Source organism: Sphingorhabdus sp., assembly GCF_044338195.1.
GTDB lineage: Bacteria > Pseudomonadota > Alphaproteobacteria > Sphingomonadales > Sphingomonadaceae > Sphingorhabdus_B.
Window position 1 is genome coordinate 42,078 of sequence record NZ_JBIIMC010000006.1, and the last position, 19,213, is coordinate 61,290.

Below are 19,213 nucleotides of genomic sequence, written 5' to 3' on the forward strand. Positions count from 1 at the left end.
GACCTGTCCTCAATTGTCTTCCGTCACTGTATATGTAGTGCGCAATGATTAGGCCAGTGATTTATTCACATAACACAGCAAAAAGCCCGCCGGAATTGCTTCCAGCGGGCTTTTATCATTCCTTAAAGGAATCGACGCTTATTCTTCTTCGTCGCTATCCACAACATCATCGATGGCGGCGTCAATGGTGGTCAGATCATCTGAAATCACCTTTGCCAAAACATCATCGCCGATGGCTGCTTCAGAACCCTGTGCCAATTCGGCAGCATGCTCTTCAGCTGCTGTCTCAGGCGCAATCAGGCTTTCCTGAAGCTTCTTGTACTGGGCACGCAGCGCAACGTCGCGGCTTGTCGCGGCAATCCGCATGCGGTTCATGGCAGAACCAGTACCCGCAGGGATCAGACGGCCAACGATAACGTTTTCCTTCAGACCGGTCAGGATGTCCTTCTTACCTTCCACAGCGGCCTGTGTGAGGACGCGGGTGGTTTCTTGGAAGGATGCTGCCGAGATGAACGAACGTGTCTGCAACGAAGCCTTGGTGATGCCCAACAGAACCGGGTTACCAGTTGCTGGTGCCTGACCCTTGGACAACTTCGCGTTGATTGCGTCCATTTCTTCGCGGTCAACCTGTTCGCCGGGAAGCAAGGTTGTGTCGCCACCGAATGTGATTTCAACCTTTTGCAACATCTGACGAACGATCGTTTCGATGTGCTTGTCGTTGATCTTCACGCCCTGCAAACGATACACTTCCTGAATTTCCGCAACCAGATATTCAGCCAATGCTTCGATGCCCATGACTTCAAGGATGTCATGCGGGTTCGGCGAACCAGCAATCAGGTTATCGCCCTTACGAACGAAATCGCCTTCCTGAACATCAAGTACCTTCGACTTCTGGATCAGATACTCAATACGATCGCCTTCTTCCGGAACAATCGCGATCTTGCGCTTCGCCTTATAGTCACGGACGAATTCAACGCGGCCCGAAATCTTCGCAATGATTGCGTTATCCTTCGGAATACGTGCTTCGAACAATTCGGCAACGCGTGGCAGACCACCGGTGATGTCGCGGGTCTTGGCAGATTCACGGGTCACACGAGCGATAACATCGCCTGCCTGAACCATGGCACCGTCTTCAACCGAGAGCATCGTGCCAACGCCGAGCAGATAGCGCGCAGCTTCACCGCTGTCGTCATCCAGCAAGGTAATGCGTGGGCGAAGGTCTTCCTTCTTGGTGCGGCTGCCGGCACGATCTTCGATAACGACGCGCTGGGCGATACCCGTTGCTTCGTCGGTTTGCTCGGTCAGCGTCTTGCCGTCGATCAGGTCCTGATATTTAATGATACCCGACTTTTCGGTAATGATTGGCATGGTGAATGGATCCCATTCAGCCAAACGGTCGCCAACATTGACCTCCGCACCATCCGCGAATGCCAGCGTCGCACCATAAGGCAGACGGTGAATTTCCATCTCGCGGCCATCCTTGTCGACGATGATAAGTTCACCGTTACGGGCCATCGCCAAACGCTTCTTACGCTTGTCGACGATGGTTGGCAGATCGCGATACATGACCTTACCCGCTGCGGTCGCATCAAGGTTCGATTGTTCGTTCAGCTGCGCCGCACCACCGATGTGGAAGGTACGCATGGTCAGCTGGGTTCCAGGCTCACCGATGGACTGCGCAGCGATAACGCCGACAGCTTCACCAATGTTGACTGGCGTACCGCGTGCAAGGTCACGGCCGTAGCAGGTACCGCACACACCGACCTTGGATTCGCACACGAGCGGTGAACGGATCTTGAGGGCCTGAATGCCGGTTTCTTCCATGGCAGCAACCATTGGCTCGTCGAGCAAGGTTCCAGCAGGGATCAGCACCTTGCCATCAAGGCCAAGGATGTCTTCTGCCGTGGTACGGCCAAGGACACGCTCACCAAGTGAGGCGATGGTCGAACCACCCTGAACGATCGAACGCATTTCCAGCGCGCGCTGGGTACCGCAATCGACTTCAACGATGGTGCAATCTTGCGATACGTCGACCAGACGGCGTGTCAGGTAACCTGAGTTTGCAGTCTTCAGTGCGGTATCGGCCAGACCCTTACGGGCACCGTGGGTCGAGTTGAAATACTCGAGAACGGTCAGACCTTCCTTAAAGTTCGAAATGATCGGCGTTTCGATGATCTCGCCCGAAGGCTTGGCCATCAGACCGCGCATACCGGCAAGCTGCTTCATCTGCGCTGGCGAACCACGCGCACCGGAGTGGCTCATCATGTACACCGAGTTGACTGGCAATTCACGGCCATGCTCATCGGTTGGCGATGCCTTCAGCTTGTCCATCATGGCGTTGGCGACCTTGTCACCACATGTGGACCAGGCGTCGATGACCTTGTTGTACTTTTCCTGCTGCGTGATCAGACCGTCCTGATATTGCTGCTCAAAGTCGGCAACAATTGCCTTGGTTTCAGCGACCATTTCCGTCTTTTCTTCCGGAATGATCATGTCGTCCTTGCCGAACGAAATACCGGCCTTGAACGCATATTTGAAGCCAAGCGACATGATGGCGTCGGCGAAGAGAACCGTGTCTTTCTGACCCGTGTGACGATAAACCTGATCGATAACGTCGCCGATTTCCTTCTTGGTGAGAAGGCGGTTGACGGTTTCGAACGGCACGCGGTGGCTCTTTGGTAGCGTTTCTGCGAGCAACATACGGCCAGGTGTGGTGTCAAAGCGAACCATGCGTTCAACGCCATCTTCACCGGTCTGTGGGACGCGGGCGATGATCTTGGAGTGGAGCGTTACGGCGCCAACTTCAAGCGCCTGATGCACTTCAGCCATGTCGGACAGCATCATGCCTTCGCCTGGCTCGCCGCGGCGATCCATCGAAAGATAATATAGGCCCAAGACCATGTCCTGCGAAGGAACGATGATGGGCTTACCGTTTGCAGGCGACAAGATGTTGTTGGTGGACATCATCAAAACGCGTGCTTCCAATTGGGCCTCAAGGCTCAATGGAACGTGAACAGCCATCTGGTCACCGTCAAAGTCGGCGTTAAAGGCCGAGCAGACGAGCGGGTGAAGCTGGATAGCCTTACCTTCGATCAGGACAGGCTCGAACGCCTGAATGCCCAAACGGTGAAGCGTCGGTGCACGGTTCAGCAACACAGGATGTTCACGGATAACCTCATCGAGGATATCCCAAACTTCCTTACGCTCCTTTTCGACCCACTTCTTGGCTTGCTTCAGGGTCATCGAAAGACCCTTTGCATCCAGACGCGAGTAGATGAATGGCTTGAACAGTTCGAGCGCCATCTTCTTTGGCAGGCCGCACTGATGCAATTTCAATTCAGGACCGGTCACAATAACCGAACGACCCGAATAATCGACGCGCTTACCCAAAAGGTTCTGACGGAAACGGCCCTGCTTGCCCTTGAGCATGTCGGACAGCGACTTCAACGGACGCTTGTTGGCACCGGTGATCGTACGGCCGCGACGGCCATTGTCGAACAATGCGTCAACAGCTTCCTGCAGCATGCGCTTTTCGTTGCGGACGATGATGTCTGGCGCGCGCAGTTCAATCAGGCGCTTCAAACGGTTGTTACGGTTGATTACGCGGCGATAGAGATCGTTCAGATCGGACGTTGCAAAACGGCCACCATCCAGCGGCACCAATGGGCGCAATTCTGGTGGAATGACCGGAATGACGTCCAAAATCATCCACTCGGGCTTGTTGCCTGAATCGATGAAGCTTTCGACGACCTTCAAACGCTTGATGATCTTCTTGGGCTTGAGTTCCGACTTGGTAACAGCAAGCTCGTCGAGCAGGTCGGTACGCTCTTGCTCAAGGTCGAGGTCCATCAACATGGTCTTGACCGCTTCGGCACCAATGCTGGCGGTGAAAGCGTCTTCGCCATATTCGTCCTGCGCGTCGAGCAATTCGTCTTCGCTCAGCAACTGGAACTTCTCAAGCGCGGTCAGGCCGGGTTCGGTAACGATGTAGTTTTCGAAGTACAGCACGCGCTCAAGCTGCTTCAACTGCATATCAAGCAGTAGGCCGATGCGCGAAGGCAGCGACTTCAGGAACCAGATATGCGCAACGGGAGCCGCGAGCTCGATGTGGCCCATGCGCTCACGGCGCACCTTGGTAACGGTGACTTCAACGCCGCACTTTTCACAGACGACGCCCTTATACTTCATGCGCTTATACTTACCGCAAAGGCACTCATAGTCCTTCACGGGTCCGAAAATACGTGCGCAGAAAAGGCCGTCACGCTCTGGCTTGAACGTACGATAGTTGATGGTTTCAGGCTTTTTGATTTCACCAAAAGACCAGCTGCGGATTTTTTCCGGCGATGCGATCCCGATCTGGATCTGGTCAAATGTTTCGACCTTGGCGATGGGATTGTTGAATTTGCTCAGTTCGTTCATAATCTTTTCCTCATTGGGCTTTTGCCCATGAAAACCTAAGGGCAGGGGCAGGGGGCGGACCTAAGTCCGCCCAGCTCTGCTTATTCCGCTGCCTCGGCAAAGCCCTCGTCACCTTCGATCAAGTCGTGCGCCTTCAGGTCAACATTCAGACCCAATGAGCGCATTTCCTTAACCAGAACGTTGAAGCTTTCGGGGATACCGGCTTCAAAGCTGTCGTCACCCTTGACGATCGCTTCGTAAACCTTGGTACGCCCGATAACATCATCGGATTTGACCGTGAGCATTTCCTGCAAGGTATAGGCCGCGCCATATGCCTGAAGTGCCCAGCATTCCATTTCCCCGAAACGCTGACCACCGAATTGCGCCTTACCACCCAGTGGCTGCTGCGTAACAAGGCTGTACGGTCCGATTGAACGGGCGTGGATCTTGTCATCAACAAGGTGATGCAATTTCAGCATGTAGATGATGCCTACGGTTACCTTACGGTCGAACTTGTCACCCGTACGGCCGTCGAACAGGTCGGATTGACCCGAACCGTCAAGTCCAGCGAGCTGGAGCATAGAGGTAACGTCCGCTTCACGTGCGCCGTCGAACACGGGTGTGCCCATTGGAACGCCGGTGACGACATTGCTTGCAAGTTCAATGATGTCCGCGTCGCTGCGGCTCTTGATCTCGTCGGCATAATCTTCGCCATAGGCTTTCGCCAAACGTTCGCGCACGATCGCTGGTGGGGCCGCGGCTTCGGGGTTCGGGTTATTGTGTCGCCACTCTTCCAAAGCCTCACTAATTTGCATGCCCAGACCGCGTGCGGCCCAACCAAGGTGGGTTTCGAAAATCTGTCCGACGTTCATACGCGATGGAACGCCCAACGGGTTGAGAACGATGTCGACAGGTGTACCATCGGCAAGGAATGGCATGTCTTCTTGCGGAAGGATCCGCGAGATAACACCCTTGTTTCCGTGACGTCCGGCCATCTTATCGCCTGGCTGCAGCTTACGCTTCACCGCGACAAACACCTTGACCATCTTGAGTACGCCAGGTGCGAGTTCGTCACCGCGCTCCAGCTTCTCACGACGATCTTCGAACTTCTCAACGATCAGCTTGACGGCATCGTCATACTGAACCTTGACCGCTTCGAGGTCGCCCTGGATCTTGTCATCAGCAACCGCGATTTTCCACCATTCGTGACGCTCAACTTCGCTGAGATTATCCTCAGTGATCTTGTCGCCCTTCTTGATACCCTTTGGCGCTGCGGCTGCAGTTTGACCAATGAGCATGTCTTTCAGGCGGTTGTAGGTTGCACGGTTCAAAATCGAACGTTCGTCCTCGCGGTCCTTCGCAAGACGCTCGATTTCTTCGCGTTCGATGGCCATCGCACGCTCGTCCTTGTCGATGCCGTGGCGGTTAAACACGCGCACTTCAACAACAGTACCAGCAACACCAGGTGACAGACGCAACGATGTGTCGCGCACGTCGCTTGCCTTTTCACCAAAGATGGCGCGCAGCAGCTTTTCTTCCGGCGTCATTGGGCTTTCGCCCTTTGGCGTGATCTTGCCGACCAGAATGTCACCGGGGTGCACTTCTGCGCCGATGTACACGATGCCAGCTTCGTCGAGGCTGCGAAGCGCTTCTTCACCTACGTTTGGAATATCGCGGGTGATGTCTTCAGGTCCAAGCTTTGTATCGCGGGCCATAACTTCGAATTCTTCGATGTGGACCGAGGTGAAGACATCGTCTTTCACGATGCGTTCGGAGATCAGGATCGAGTCTTCGTAGTTGTAACCGTTCCAAGGCATAAACGCGACGAGGCTGTTTTTGCCCAGTGCGAGTTCGCCCAGTTCGGTCGAAGGACCATCGGCGATGATGTCCCCAGCTTCGATGACGTCACCAACCTTCACCAATGGCTTTTGGTTGATGCAGGTGTTCTGGTTCGAACGCTGGAACTTTTGCAGCGTGTAGATGTCAACGCCCGACTTGCCGGGTTCAACGTCGCCGGTCACGCGGACAACGATACGGGTCGCATCGACTTGGTCGACGATACCGGTACGGCGTGCAGCAATGGCAGCGCCGGAATCGCGGGCAACGGTTTCTTCCATGCCGGTGCCGACAAACGGTGCTTCTGCGCGGAGCAAAGGCACAGCCTGACGTTGCATGTTCGAACCCATCAATGCGCGGTTGGCGTCATCGTTTTCCAGGAACGGGATGAGCGATGCCGCAACCGAAACCAGCTGCTTTGGCGAAACGTCCATCAACGTGATCTGGTCGCGCGGTGCCATCAGGAATTCGCCCGCTTCACGTGACGAAATCAGGTCTTCGGCAAAGCTGCCATCGGCGTTCAGTTCGGCGTTTGCCTGCGCGATGGTGTTCTTCTGCTCTTCCATTGCGGAGAGATAGACCACGTCGTCGGTGACTTTGTTGTCGATGACCTTGCGGTACGGCGTTTCGATAAAGCCATATTTGTTGACGCGGCTGAATGATGCCAGCGAGTTGATCAGACCGATGTTCGGGCCTTCTGGCGTTTCAATCGGGCAGATACGGCCATAATGCGTTGGGTGAACGTCGCGGACTTCAAAGCCAGCGCGCTCACGCGTCAGACCACCTGGTCCAAGGGCCGAAACACGGCGCTTGTGGGTGACTTCCGAAAGCGGGTTGGTCTGATCCATAAACTGCGACAGCTGCGAGCTGCCGAAGAATTCGCGCACCGCAGCAACCGCTGGCTTTGCGTTGATCAGATCGTTTGGCATCACGGTCGATACGTCAACCGAGCTCATACGTTCTTTCACGGCGCGCTCCATACGGAGCAGACCGACGCGATACTGGTTTTCCAGCAATTCGCCGACCGAACGGACACGACGGTTGCCGAGGTTATCGATATCGTCGATTTCGCCCTTGCCGTCTTTCAGGTTCACCAGTTCCTTGACCACGGCGAGGATATCCTCCGTCCGCAAGGTGGTGAGCGTGTCTTCAACGTCAAGCTGCAGGCGCATGTTCAACTTCACGCGGCCAACGGCGCTGAGGTCATAGCGGTCCGGGTCGAAGAACAGGCCAGCGAACAATGCTTCTGCGGTTTCGCGCGTTGGCGGCTCGCCAGGGCGCATGACGCGGTAGATCGCATCAAGGCCCATGTCGCGGTTCTCGGCCTTGTCAGCCTTCAACGTGTTGCGCATCCAAGCGCCGGTGATGACATGGTCGATGTCGAGCAGCTCAAGGCTGTCGATGCCGGCCTTGTCCAATGCTTCCAAGTTTTCAGCGGTGATTTCGTCACCGGCTTCAACATAAATCCGGCCCGTCTTCTCGTCGATCAGGTCGAATGCCGAATAACGGCCAAAGATTTCTTCGGTCGGGATCAGCAGATGCGTCAGGCCATCCTTGACCGCCTTGTTCGCGGCGCGTGGGGTAACCTTGGTACCCGCAGGGAACACGACTTCGCCGGTCTTTGCATCGACGATGTCGAACATCGGTTTCGACGCACGCCATTGTTCCGCATTGAATGGAATTTTCCAGCCACCGGTGCCACGTTCAAATGTCACGCGGTCGTAGAAGTGGCTGAGGATTTCTTCGTCGTTCAAACCCAGCGCGTAGAGCAAGGTCGTGACCGGCAACTTGCGCTTACGGTCGATACGGACGTTGACGATATCCTTGGCATCAAATTCAAAGTCGAGCCACGAACCACGGTACGGAATAACGCGTGCGGCGAACAGATATTTGCCCGAAGAGTGCGTTTTACCGCGGTCATGGTCAAAAAGAACGCCCGGCGAACGGTGCATCTGCGAAACGATAACGCGCTCTGTACCGTTGACGAAGAAGGTGCCGTTATGCGTCATGAGCGGCATGTCGCCCATGTAAACGTCTTGTTCCTTAATATCGAGGACCGAACGCGCTTCGGTGTCAGGGTCAACCTCAAACACGATGAGGCGCAGTGTCACCTTCATCTGTGCGGCATAGGTAATTCCGCGCTGACGGCATTCTTCAACGTCATATTTGGGATCTTCGAGTTCGTAATGGACGAAGTCGAGTTCCGACGTTCCGGCAAAATCCTTAATCGGGAAAACGCTGCGCAGCGTTTTTTCGAGGCCGGATACATAACCAATGGACGGGTCAGAGCGCAGGAACTGCTCATAGCTTTCGCGCTGAACCTCGATCAGGTTGGGCATGTCGATAACTTCGTGGATGTTACCGAAGATTTTGCGGATACGCTTTTGACGCGAGAGTGTCGCAGGAGCGGTACGGGTTGCCATAAGGTGCTTTGCCTCAGTTAGAAATGTCAAACGCGCTAAATTCGTTTTCACCAGACAAGAAAAGGCCGCATGGCAAAGGTCCGAAGATTCGGGTCCTGCCGTGCAGCCGTTTCGCGTATGTGAAAATCCAGACCCTTCAATGCTTTAGCCAAGTTGCGCGACGACAAGGCCAATCCCGATGGGGCAGATGTTGGACGTTGTATAGAGCCGCAGGCGGTGAGGGTCAACCCCGGCCTGCGCCGATCACAGGCAAATCCGCGGCGGCGCAGCACCCGCAAGAGCGCCGAATTTGGCCCTTAAGGATACAAAAGATACCTGCGACGGTGAAATGACTGTCCCCTTTGTCGCTGTAACGATGGAAGGCGGCTGTTGTGCGAACCCCGATCAGCCAGAGGGGCAGTTACCGATGACCGCGCCGATGATCGCAGGGCAAATCCTACATTTCAAGGGGGGGTGGGGCGCGCCCGAAATGGTCAGCGCCCGTCATCCTCCAGTCGTCACCCTCCATTCGTCATCCTCCATTCGTCACCCTCCATTCGTCACCCTCCATTCGTCACCCTGGAGCCGAAGGCGTGCAGAGCACAACTGTTTCAGGGTCTTACTTTCGACGTTAAAATTGACACTTTAGGCGAATAAGCCGCTAGACTTTTGCTCCCTGTTCGTTTCGGTATCGGCATTCACCCAATCAAGGTGCCATTAGCGAATAACTCTACCCATGATTTGAACACTGTCGGGAACGGACAGGATACCTGTATCCCTGATGTCAAGATTTCCCCCAATTATCAGGTCGGCAGGTAGCGCAGCAATCGGGTTATATCTTAACACTAAGTCGTCCCTCACGGACAGTCGACATGGCAACGATGATATCTGCAACCCATTTAAGTCAAGGCTATGATCAAAGTGCATATCTGACCTGACCAGTTCAAAGTGAAAGAGCGCGCGCCAATCGCGAGCTAGAAGCTGCCGGACCGTAGATTCGACGTTGGGAAAACGCTCAATGAAGGCTCTCAAGTTCACACGTCTATTTCTGGCATTGCGGAACTCTAGATTTGCGGGGCTAAGCAAATATCGACGGTTTTCTTTATGCAAACGAAACAGCACGAGTTTGCCGCTCTCGCGGTAATCTTCAAACCAAGACTTGCTTTCGATGCACCATTTAGATTCCGCTGCCCAAAACCGCGCCGCGTGGTGGTTTTCGAGTGAAAGAGCAGACAAGCGACCATCAATGTACAAGATGTGTGATCCTAAGATGACTGCCTCTAGGCGGCTGCGGTCATAATGTCCCAAAGATCGTCCGTGCATGATGTGCGATAGTTGATCACAATTGTGAAGGGATCAATAAAAAAGATCTAAAACAATTAGTTAAGTCGATACGTCCCACGATTGTCGATAAAATCTATCACTCCAGCAGACTTCAGTTCCTGCAATACCCTACTCAGCGTCTGCTCAGGCGTTTCGCCCTTGCTGTTGACGTCCGCGATGATCTTGGCGAGTTCCTGCTCGATTAGGTTTTGCCGGGTAAAATTGCTTGCGTGCTCGCTGTTCACTAGCCTCACGATTGCTGCATAAACAGCATCTTTCCAGCTCTTGCGCTTGTCGCGCGCGCTTTGGACATCTCCAACGAACCCGTTCGGTGCTGCAATGGCGACAGCCAGTTCGTCGACAGACATCGGATAATTTTTATGGATAATGCGATGGCAGTTCGGACACAGAGCTGCAAGATCATCGAGGGTCGTCGTGCCTCCCTCTTGTATCAACGCCACAGGCTTCTTGTGATGCGCCTCAATATAGTCTGCGGCTAGCGCTCCATATATTTCAGATAGATTGATGCTACACGCTTCGCAGCGGGCTTCTGCCAAAGAGGCTTTGAACTTGGCAATAAGCTTTGGGTCACGCTCACGTACCAAATGTAACTTTGGAACAAGTCGCCCTTCAAATCCTTCGTAGGTATCTAACTCTTCTTTTAACTGGGACGGCTGGGGAGGCGCTTTCCGCCACTGACGAAAACGCCAGATGCCAGTACCAGCGTCACTTTCGAACAAGTCTTGTTTGTGCTTGAAGGCTTTATAATCGGAGCATCGTTCCTGCAGTCGTGCCCTTACACTTGCTGCCGGGTCTGCAGGGAAAGGGGCCTGGCAACTTTTAGAACCTGCGCAGTAATATCCGAATAATGCGCTTCACCGCCGAGTGCTTCAAGTGCGTCGACAATGTTACCTACAGTTATTGGCATCGTATCTTTGCTTTCCGAAACGAACGGTAAATGATGTCGATAATTTTTAGCAAAGTCATCCAATTCTTATTGGTCAGGCAATCGAAATGCAGGTTTCTGTAAAATAAGACTGCTCTCTTTATATCTACGCCGATTAAAGCACGCTCGAAACCGAGCGACGCGTAAATTTCGATCCCACAATCTATGCCCAGGTCAGGGGACTGGTGGAGCTTTCTAAATCCTCCCCATCGACTTGCGATGGGGAGGGGGACCGCTCGGCGCAGCCGAGTGGTGGAGGGGCCCCTCCGTCACGCCGCCGCTTCGCTCTGGCGCGCCACCTCCCCATCGCAAGTCGATGGAGAGGAGCAAGTCAGCTACAAAAAACCACTTCCCTACAAACACCCCCATCCATTATCCCGATTCACATAGCGTGATACAGGCGTTCCGCCATGCTTGAAGGGGCAGGGCAGCCCTGCTAGGGGCGGCTCATGACCGAACTGTCCCTTATCCGTAATTTTTCCATTATCGCCCACATCGATCACGGAAAGTCGACCCTTGCGGATCGGCTGATCCAGCAGACGGGCGGGCTGACGGCGCGTGAGATGACGAGCCAAGTCCTTGATAATATGGACATTGAAAAAGAACGCGGCATCACGATCAAGGCGCAGACGGTGCGGCTGGATTATAACGCGAAGGACGGCATCACCTATCAGCTGAACCTGATGGACACGCCGGGCCATGTCGACTTTGCCTATGAAGTCAGCCGCAGCCTCGCCGCGTGCGAAGGCGCGTTGCTTGTCGTCGACGCCGCGCAAGGTGTTGAGGCGCAGACGCTCGCCAACGTCTATCAATCCATTGAGCATGACCATGAAATCGTGCCCGTCATCAACAAGATCGATCTGCCCGCGGCAGAGGTGGACAAGGTGAAGGCCGAGATTGAGGAAATCATTGGCTTGCCCGCCGACAATGCGGTGCTGACATCGGCCAAGTCCGGCATCGGCATAAATGAGGTGTTGGAGGCCGTGGTCACGCGCATTCCCCCGCCAAAGGGCGACCGCAACGCGCCGTTGAAGGCGATGTTGGTCGATTCATGGTACGACCCTTATCTGGGCGTCGTCATCCTGATCCGCGTTATCGACGGCGTGATCAAAAAAGGTCAGGAAATCCAATTCATGGCCGCCGGCACAAAGCATTTGGTCGACCGCGTCGGCTGTATGCGGCCAAAGCTAGAAATCCTGTCCGAAATCGCGGCGGGCGAGGTCGGCATTATCACCGCGCAGATCAAAGAAGTTGCGCAGACCCGCGTGGGTGACACCATCACCGATGCCAAGCGCCCCGCCGCCGAACCGCTGCCCGGGTTTAAGGAAGTGCAGCCTGTGGTGTTCTGCGGCCTGTTCCCCACCGACGCCGCGGACTTTGAAAAATTGCGCGAAAGCATCAGCAAGCTGCGCCTGAACGACGCATCATTCAGTTTTGAGACCGAAAGCAGCGCGGCGTTGGGCTTTGGCTTTCGCTGCGGGTTCTTGGGGCTGTTACACCTTGAGATCATTCAGGAGCGCCTGACGCGCGAGTTTGACCTGGACCTTATCACCACCGCGCCGTCGGTTGTGTACAAGCTGGAGCTGAGCCGGTCGAAGACCGAAGATGCGCGCAGTATGGAGCTGCATAACCCCGCCGACATGCCCGACATTAACCGTATCGCGGAAATTCAGGAGCCGTGGATTGAGGCGACGATTTACTGCCCCGACGAATATCTGGGCAGCATATTGAAACTGTGTCAGGACCGGCGCGGCATTCAAAAACAACTGACCTATGTCGGTGGCCGTGCGCAGATCGTCTATGAACTGCCGCTCAACGAAGTGGTGTTCGATTTCTATGACCGGTTGAAGAGCATTTCGCGCGGCTATGCCTCGTTCGATTATCACCAGATCGGCCACCGCGAAGGTGACCTTGTGAAGATGAGCGTGCTGGTCAATGGCGACGCGGTCGACGCGCTGAGCATGATCGTCCACCGCGGCACCGCCGAAGCCCGCGGCCGCGGCATGTGCGAGCGTCTAAAAGACCTCATCCCGCGCCATCTGTTCAAAATCCCCATCCAAGCGGCCATCGGCGGCAAAGTCATCGCCCGCGAAACCATCGCCGCAATGCGCAAGGACGTGACGGCGAAATGCTATGGCGGCGACATCAGCCGCAAGAAAAAGCTGCTGGAAAAGCAGAAAAAGGGCAAGGCCAAGATGCGCGAGTACGGCAACGTCAGCATCCCGCAGGAGGCGTTCATTGCTGCGTTGCGGATGGGTGAGGAGTAAGCCTAGCTGAGCTTGCTGGGTTCCTTCGTCGGCCGGAATTTGCCATACGGTATGCGGTGACATACACATCCGCCTCTGCTAGGCGCGCGGCATCATGCTAAACTTAAACGGAATCACCGTGCGCCTTGGCGGCCGCACCATATTGGACCGCGCGACCGCGACGCTGCCGCCTTATTCGCGCGTTGGCCTTATCGGCCGCAATGGCGCGGGCAAATCCACGCTGATGAAGGTGATGATCGGCGAGCTTGAAGCCGACGAAGGCAGCATGGACATGCCGAAGAACACGCGCATCGGCTATATCGCGCAGGAAGCGCCATCGGGCACGGCAACGCCGTTCGAAACCGTGCTGGCGGGTGATGTCGAGCGTGCGGCTTTGATGGAAGAGGCGGAGCATTGCGCCGACCCCGACCGGCTGGGCGAACTGCACGAACGGTTGATTGCGATTGATGCCTACACCGCCCCTGCGCGTGCCGCGCGCATCTTGGTCGGGCTTGGTTTCGATGAAGAGATGCAGGGTCGGCCGCTCGATAGCTATTCCGGTGGTTGGAAAATGCGCGTTGCCTTGGCGGCGCTTTTGTTCTCCGAACCCGATTTGTTGCTGCTCGACGAACCGTCAAACCACTTGGATCTTGAAGCGACATTGTGGCTGGAAAACTTCCTCAAATCCTATCCGTCGATGATGGTGGTGATCAGCCATGAACGCGATTTGTTGAACAATGTCGTCGACAATATCCTGCATCTCGAAGGCGGATCCACCACGCTCTATTCCGGCGGCTATGACTCGTTCGAGCGCCAGCGTGCCGAACGTGCGGCGCAGCTCGCGGCGGCCAAGGCTTCGCAGGACGCACAGCGCGCCAAGTTGCAGGATTATGTCGCGCGCAACTCGGCGCGTGCCTCCACCGCGAAACAGGCGCAGTCCAGAGCCAAGGCGTTGGCGCGTATGCAGCCCATTGCCGCGATGGCCGAAGATCCGACGTTAAGCTTTGACTTTCCAAGTCCCGATGAATTGAAGCCGCCATTGGTCACGCTTGATCTGGCGAGTGTTGGCTACACCGCGGGTAAACCGATACTTCAGCGGTTGAACCTGCGCATCGACCCCGATGATCGGATCGCCTTGCTGGGGCGGAACGGCAATGGCAAGACCACGCTCGCGCGGTTGCTTGCGGCGCAATTGACGCCGATGGACGGTGCGATGAGCGCGTCGGGCAAAATGCGTGTTGGCTATTTTACGCAATATCAGGTCGAAGAACTTGACGGCGACGATACCCCGCTGGAGCATATGACCCAGCAGATGAAGGGCGCGACCCCCGGCGCGGTGCGCGCGCAATTGGGCCGGTTCGGCTTTTCAGGGGCAAAGGCAACGACGAAGGTCGGCAAGCTGTCGGGGGGCGAGCGCGCCCGGCTGGCGCTGGCGCTGATTACCCGCGATGCGCCGCATATGCTGATCCTTGACGAACCGACGAACCATTTGGACGTCGATGCGCGTGAAGCGTTGGTGCAGGCGCTGAACGAATATGAAGGCACCGTGGTGCTGGTCAGCCATGACCGCCATATGTTGGAGCTAACGGCTGACCGGCTGGTGCTCGTCGATAATGGGACCGCAACCGAATTTTCGGGCACGATTGAGGATTATACCGACTTCATCCTGGGCAAGGGCCCCGCGAAAGAGAAGGTTTCCAAGGCCGATCGCAAGGAAGACAAAAAAGCGCAAGCCGCAGCTCGTGAGGCGCAAAGCAAGCTTAAGCGTGAAGTCAGCGATGCCGAGGCAGACCTTGCCAAGCTTGAGGTTGTGTTGAGCGCGATTGATCGGGCGATGTTCGATCCGGCGTCTGCTGCGAATGAATATAAGAACCTGACGATGGGCGAACTGTCGCAACGGCGAGGGAAGATTGTTGCCGCGCAAGAGGCCGCCGAAGCGCGCTGGGTCGCGGCCAGCGAGGCTTTGGAGAAGGCTTAGGCTGCGATGGCGGCCAACGCCGCTGTGAAACGTGCTTCGCCTTCGCCTTGAACCAGCGTGTAGCCGACGCCGCGTCTATCGAGCTCCGCGCGGCATAGGTCGAAAAAGCGTTTGCGCTCGGCCGTTTGCGCATACACGCGCAAGCCGTCGTCGACAAAGGGCAGGTCGATATCGAGCAACAGATAATGGTCGGCAAAACCGGCAAAGGCATCGAAATATCCGTCTGCCGCGCCAAACATCATCTGCGCCCACACCGCCGTAATCAGCGGGTCTGTGTCGAACAATACATAACCGGCGCCCAGCTCCGCTGCGCGCGCGGCGGCGGCGCGGTTCATCGCGTCTTGCGTTTGCGCAATGTGGACAAGCTCGGCCATGCCGATGTCGGTGCCATGTGCCTCGCAATACGCGCGGCCATATTCGGGCACGACTTCGCATCCCAAATGCGCCGCGAGCCGCGTGCCCAATGTCGATTTGCCCGTGCTTTCGGGACCGTGCAGACAAATCCGTTTCATGCGCGTTCCGCCTTGCGCCATTCGACAAGGCCGGCAACCGCCAGCACCAGAAATATCCCGTAAAGCCCGGCGGTGAGATGCAGGTCTTTGACGATATATAGCGGAATGGAGATGATATTGACGATGATCCAATAATGCCAGTTTTCGACAAAACGCCGGGTCATCAAAATCTGCCCCACAATCGACAGCATCGCGACCGATGCATCCCAATAGGGATAGCTGGCATCGGTTTCGGCATGCATGATGGCACCCCATGCCCAAATGGCGATGATCGAACCTGCGATCCACAACGCATAGCCCGTTGCCGGAAGCCTGCGGACGGAAATCACGCCGCTATCGCCTTTATTCCGGTTCCAGCTCCACCAGCCATAGAGATTGATGGCGGCGAAAAAGATCTGCAACCCGGCGTCGCTGTAAAGCTTGGCGTCGCGAAAGATGATGAAATATAAAGCGACCATGACAATCGCCACGGGAAAGTTCCAAACCGATCGCCGGATAATCAGGACGATGTTGGCAATGCCGAGCAGCACGGCGACGATTTCAATCATGCTCATTTTGGGTGCTGTAGCGCCGTAACCGAGGGACGCAAGTGCCGAGGATTAGCCTTGCTGTGCAACGAGAGTTTCCCCGGAAGCTGCACCTTGTGCGTGAGCAACGTCAGCGTGCTGAAACAGTTCTGCATCCTCGCTACGCAAGGATCGTTGTTCCGACGCAGCGGGTGTGGCTACAGCGGCGCGGTTGTTTGCTTAAGCCGACAGGGCGATGTGATCGTGCGCTGCGTTCAGGGCGTGCACATCGGCCTGCAAGGTATATCCAAAACCGTACAACGCATTCAGGCTGATGCCGCTTGTGGGGTCCAGTTTCAGGTTCTTGCGTAACCGTGCGACATGGGTGTCAATCGTCCGCGATTGGTAATCGACAACTTTACCCCATAAGGTTGCGGCCAAATATTGCCGCGAAAGAAGGCGGTTCGGATTTGTGAAAAACAGCATCGCCATGTCAAATTCACGCTTGGGCACGACGATCTCTTCGTCGCCAAGGTAGATAGTGGACGTCGATGGACGCAGCAAATAGCGGCCAAGGATAACATTTTCCGACACGTTTTTCACTTCGCCTTTGGAGCGGCGCAAAAGCGATTTGATCCGCTGTGCCAGCACGGCGGGATCTACTGGCTTGGCAACATAATCGTCGGCACCGGCTTCTAACCCGCGCACAATGTCGATATTTTCGGCGCGCGCGGTCAGCATGATGGCTGGCATATCCGGATGGAACTTCCGGATATATTCGAGCACTTCTATACCCGACAAATCGGGAATCGACCAATCGACGATGAGAAGGTCGCATTCCGATTGGCGCAACGCCGCCAAAAATTTCTGGGATGAGTCATAGCTGGAAACCGTATAGCCGGCTGCGCCCAGAAATTCCTCCATTTCTGATGCAAAAGCTAAGTCATCTTCTACGACAGCTATATGAAATTTCTTCATTGCTTTGCCCTAAATGGTGGTCCGGTCAACCACTCGTTTTTATACCAAAAATGTAACATTTGTAACAATTATATTGTGAACTAATGTGAACTTTACGCGCCTTATGGGACAAAGTTCATCTATGCACGCTTCGGTCGCTCCAAAACGGAGTGAATATTTATGCAAAGGATTATTTAACAAGCTGAATTCCTTATAGCTTTCGGCAGAAGGCATATTTGGGAAGTCAGCTATCGCTTTAGGGCGTCTTTTCGGCCTTCGGGTGGATTTCGCGATGATGCCGCACCACCGCGCGCGCCACATTTTGCATCAGGCCGTTTGTGACCTCTCTTCCGGCGCGTGTTTCGGCAATCATGACGGCGACCTGATACCGACAACCATCCGGTGCTTTCATCACCCCGACATCGTTAAGTGCGGTCGAAATCGAACCCAATACTTGCCCCGTCCCCGTTTTGTGGGCGAGGCTCCAGCCCGGGGCGAGCCCCGAACGAAGGCGTGATCTTCCAGTATAGGTCCCCGCCATCAGTTTCAAAAGCTTTGCCCCCGGATCATCCGCGGCGCGCTCGCCAAAGCGCTTTAGCACAAGCACGATGGTGCCCGGCGCAGCGCCATCCAAGGGTGAGGCCAGATATTTTTCGAGCGCTGCGCGCCGTTTTTCCATAGGAATGCGCGAACGCTGTTCTTTAAAGCCATTGCCTTTGCGATATTCGGGTCGCCATTCGAGGCCCGCGATCGCGCTTTGCAACAGAACTTCGCCGGGTCCGAAGCGGATCGATTGCACCTTGCGCCGGTCAAGCATCTGATTGATCGCCTGCGGGCCGCCGGCCACGCGTATTAGGACGCTGTTTGCAAGATTATCGCTAGCGTTGATGGCATGGGCAAGCAATTCGCGCACGGGCATTTCAAAGGAATCTTGGCTGCTGAGATATTGTTTGATCGGCTGGCTAAACACCACAATATCATCGCGGGTCACGCGTATTTTCTTGTCGAGCGACAGCTTGCCCGCGGCTTCTTGTTCCAAAATCGTCAGCGCGACCCACATTTTGGAGACGCTTTGCTGTGGAAAGCGTTCGGTCTGCCGCCGACCGATAATGTCATCCGAAAAGGGCGTGTAAATGGCGATGCCGGCACGACCGGGGAATTTCTTCCAAAGCGTATCGATCTCATTGCGCAGCTTTTCGTCCGCAGCGGACTGAGCGTTGGTCCGGGCGTTGGTCGGCTTGTCTTCGAGGCTGGGGATCGTGAATGTTGACGCGCTTGGCTTTGCGACATTTGGCTTTTTTTGCTCGGGCTTGGTGGCTTTTGGCTTGGCCGGAGCCGTTTTTGCCGCGCTCGACTTTTCTGCTTTCGACTTTTCTGCTTTTGCCTTTCCCGCACTTTGTTTGTCCGCTTTTGGGTCAGACGCGTTGGCGGTCATGGTAATGCCCGCAATCGCGGCCGCAAGGCAGATGCCACCAATCAGGCTGCGTGTGACGTGAAAACGGAAAGGGCGTTTGCCGGACATAATGTAGGTCATTCGTTCATCTCGCCGGTGCGCCCTGGGCACTGGACGTTGGGGTAGGGACTTGCACGTCGTTCGATGTCTCAGACGCAAGGATGAAGCGGCTAAGGTCTCTGCCCGTGGTTATGTGCAGGCTCACAAGCAGGATGATCTGCAAAGCCACAACGATAATGAGCGCGAATTTGGCGATTTGCAGCGTTCGGTCGGACGCAACGCTGCGCGCTTCAATTTCGTGCCGCATCAACTCAATTGCCATCCGAATTTCGGACACCGACGATGCATGATTGAGCTGCAGCTCGACCAGCTCTTCTTTAAGCGCGTTCACCGATGCGATGAGTTCGGCATTATGATGGCGCGCGTCGGCTTGAATGTCTTTTATATGGTCGCGGACCATCGCTTCAGCGCCGGCAGGTTTAACGCCCGCAGCCTTCAGCAATTTGCCTAAGCCTTCCAGTTTTTTGGTGTCCGTGCTCATCGCAAGAAAATCAGTGCGCCTAATTGGCCCGTGACACTGCGCATTGGCTTCGAAGGGCGGCCTGTTGATGGTTCAGCAAAGCAAACTCGGGCATTCATACGGGTGCTCCTTAAGG

At 55.4% G+C, this 19,213-nt stretch carries 12 protein-coding genes; 2 read left to right on the forward strand and 10 right to left on the reverse strand.

Annotated elements, in window-relative coordinates:
- Window positions 1–138: 138 nt before the first annotated feature.
- From rpoC to ACIQZK_RS03155, 5 genes are all read right to left on the reverse strand, one after another.
- Complete coding sequence (rpoC, locus tag ACIQZK_RS03135) at window positions 139–4,419, reverse strand: DNA-directed RNA polymerase subunit beta' (protein WP_397574870.1); 4,281 nt, start codon at window positions 4,417–4,419, stop codon at window positions 139–141.
- A gap of 80 nt (window positions 4,420–4,499) precedes the next feature.
- Window positions 4,500–8,657 carry a DNA-directed RNA polymerase subunit beta gene (gene rpoB, locus ACIQZK_RS03140; protein ID WP_397574871.1) on the reverse strand — a complete coding sequence of 1,386 codons (4,158 nt, stop codon included), beginning with the start codon at window positions 8,655–8,657 and terminating at the stop codon, window positions 4,500–4,502.
- A gap of 696 nt (window positions 8,658–9,353) precedes the next feature.
- Window positions 9,354–9,890: a hypothetical protein gene (locus tag ACIQZK_RS03145; protein ID WP_397574872.1), complete on the reverse strand. Its 537-nt coding sequence runs from the start codon at window positions 9,888–9,890 to the stop codon at window positions 9,354–9,356.
- Window positions 9,891–10,015: 125 nt separating this feature from the next.
- Window positions 10,016–10,699, reverse strand: coding sequence for an HNH endonuclease (locus tag ACIQZK_RS03150; protein WP_397574873.1), 684 nt, complete (start codon window positions 10,697–10,699; stop codon window positions 10,016–10,018).
- Window positions 10,700–10,755: 56 nt separating this feature from the next.
- Window positions 10,756–10,950 carry a hypothetical protein gene (locus tag ACIQZK_RS03155; protein WP_397574874.1) on the reverse strand — a complete coding sequence of 65 codons (195 nt, stop codon included), beginning with the start codon at window positions 10,948–10,950 and terminating at the stop codon, window positions 10,756–10,758.
- 404 nt (window positions 10,951–11,354) lie between these two features.
- Here ACIQZK_RS03155 and lepA point away from each other — a divergent pair, with 404 nt between their 5' ends.
- The gene (gene lepA / locus ACIQZK_RS03160) at window positions 11,355–13,172 is read left to right on the forward strand and encodes a translation elongation factor 4 (RefSeq protein ID WP_397574875.1); all 1,818 of its coding nucleotides are present in this window, start codon (window positions 11,355–11,357) and stop codon (window positions 13,170–13,172) included.
- A 94-nt stretch (window positions 13,173–13,266) separates the two neighbouring features.
- Window positions 13,267–15,129, forward strand: a complete 1,863-nt coding sequence (locus ACIQZK_RS03165; protein WP_397574876.1) for an ABC-F family ATP-binding cassette domain-containing protein — start codon at window positions 13,267–13,269, stop codon at window positions 15,127–15,129.
- Here ACIQZK_RS03165 and ACIQZK_RS03170 read toward each other — a convergent pair.
- The 5 genes from ACIQZK_RS03170 to ACIQZK_RS03190 form a co-directional block, all read right to left on the reverse strand.
- Window positions 15,126–15,641, reverse strand: coding sequence for an AAA family ATPase (locus ACIQZK_RS03170; RefSeq protein ID WP_397574877.1), 516 nt, complete (start codon window positions 15,639–15,641; stop codon window positions 15,126–15,128). The genes ACIQZK_RS03165 and ACIQZK_RS03170 overlap by 4 nt on opposite strands.
- Window positions 15,638–16,195: a nicotinamide riboside transporter PnuC gene (gene pnuC, locus ACIQZK_RS03175; RefSeq protein WP_397574878.1), complete on the reverse strand. Its 558-nt coding sequence runs from the start codon at window positions 16,193–16,195 to the stop codon at window positions 15,638–15,640. The genes ACIQZK_RS03170 and pnuC overlap by 4 nt, the downstream gene beginning before the upstream one ends.
- Before the next feature lie 192 nt (window positions 16,196–16,387).
- Window positions 16,388–17,125 carry a response regulator transcription factor gene (locus ACIQZK_RS03180; protein WP_395637717.1) on the reverse strand — a complete coding sequence of 246 codons (738 nt, stop codon included), beginning with the start codon at window positions 17,123–17,125 and terminating at the stop codon, window positions 16,388–16,390.
- Window positions 17,126–17,360: 235 nt separating this feature from the next.
- A complete protein-coding gene (locus ACIQZK_RS03185; protein ID WP_397574879.1) occupies window positions 17,361–18,638 on the reverse strand; it encodes a serine hydrolase in 1,278 nt (425 codons plus the stop codon).
- A 4-nt stretch (window positions 18,639–18,642) separates the two neighbouring features.
- Complete coding sequence (locus ACIQZK_RS03190) at window positions 18,643–19,098, reverse strand: hypothetical protein (protein ID WP_397574880.1); 456 nt, start codon at window positions 19,096–19,098, stop codon at window positions 18,643–18,645.
- Window positions 19,099–19,213: the final 115 nt, after the last annotated feature.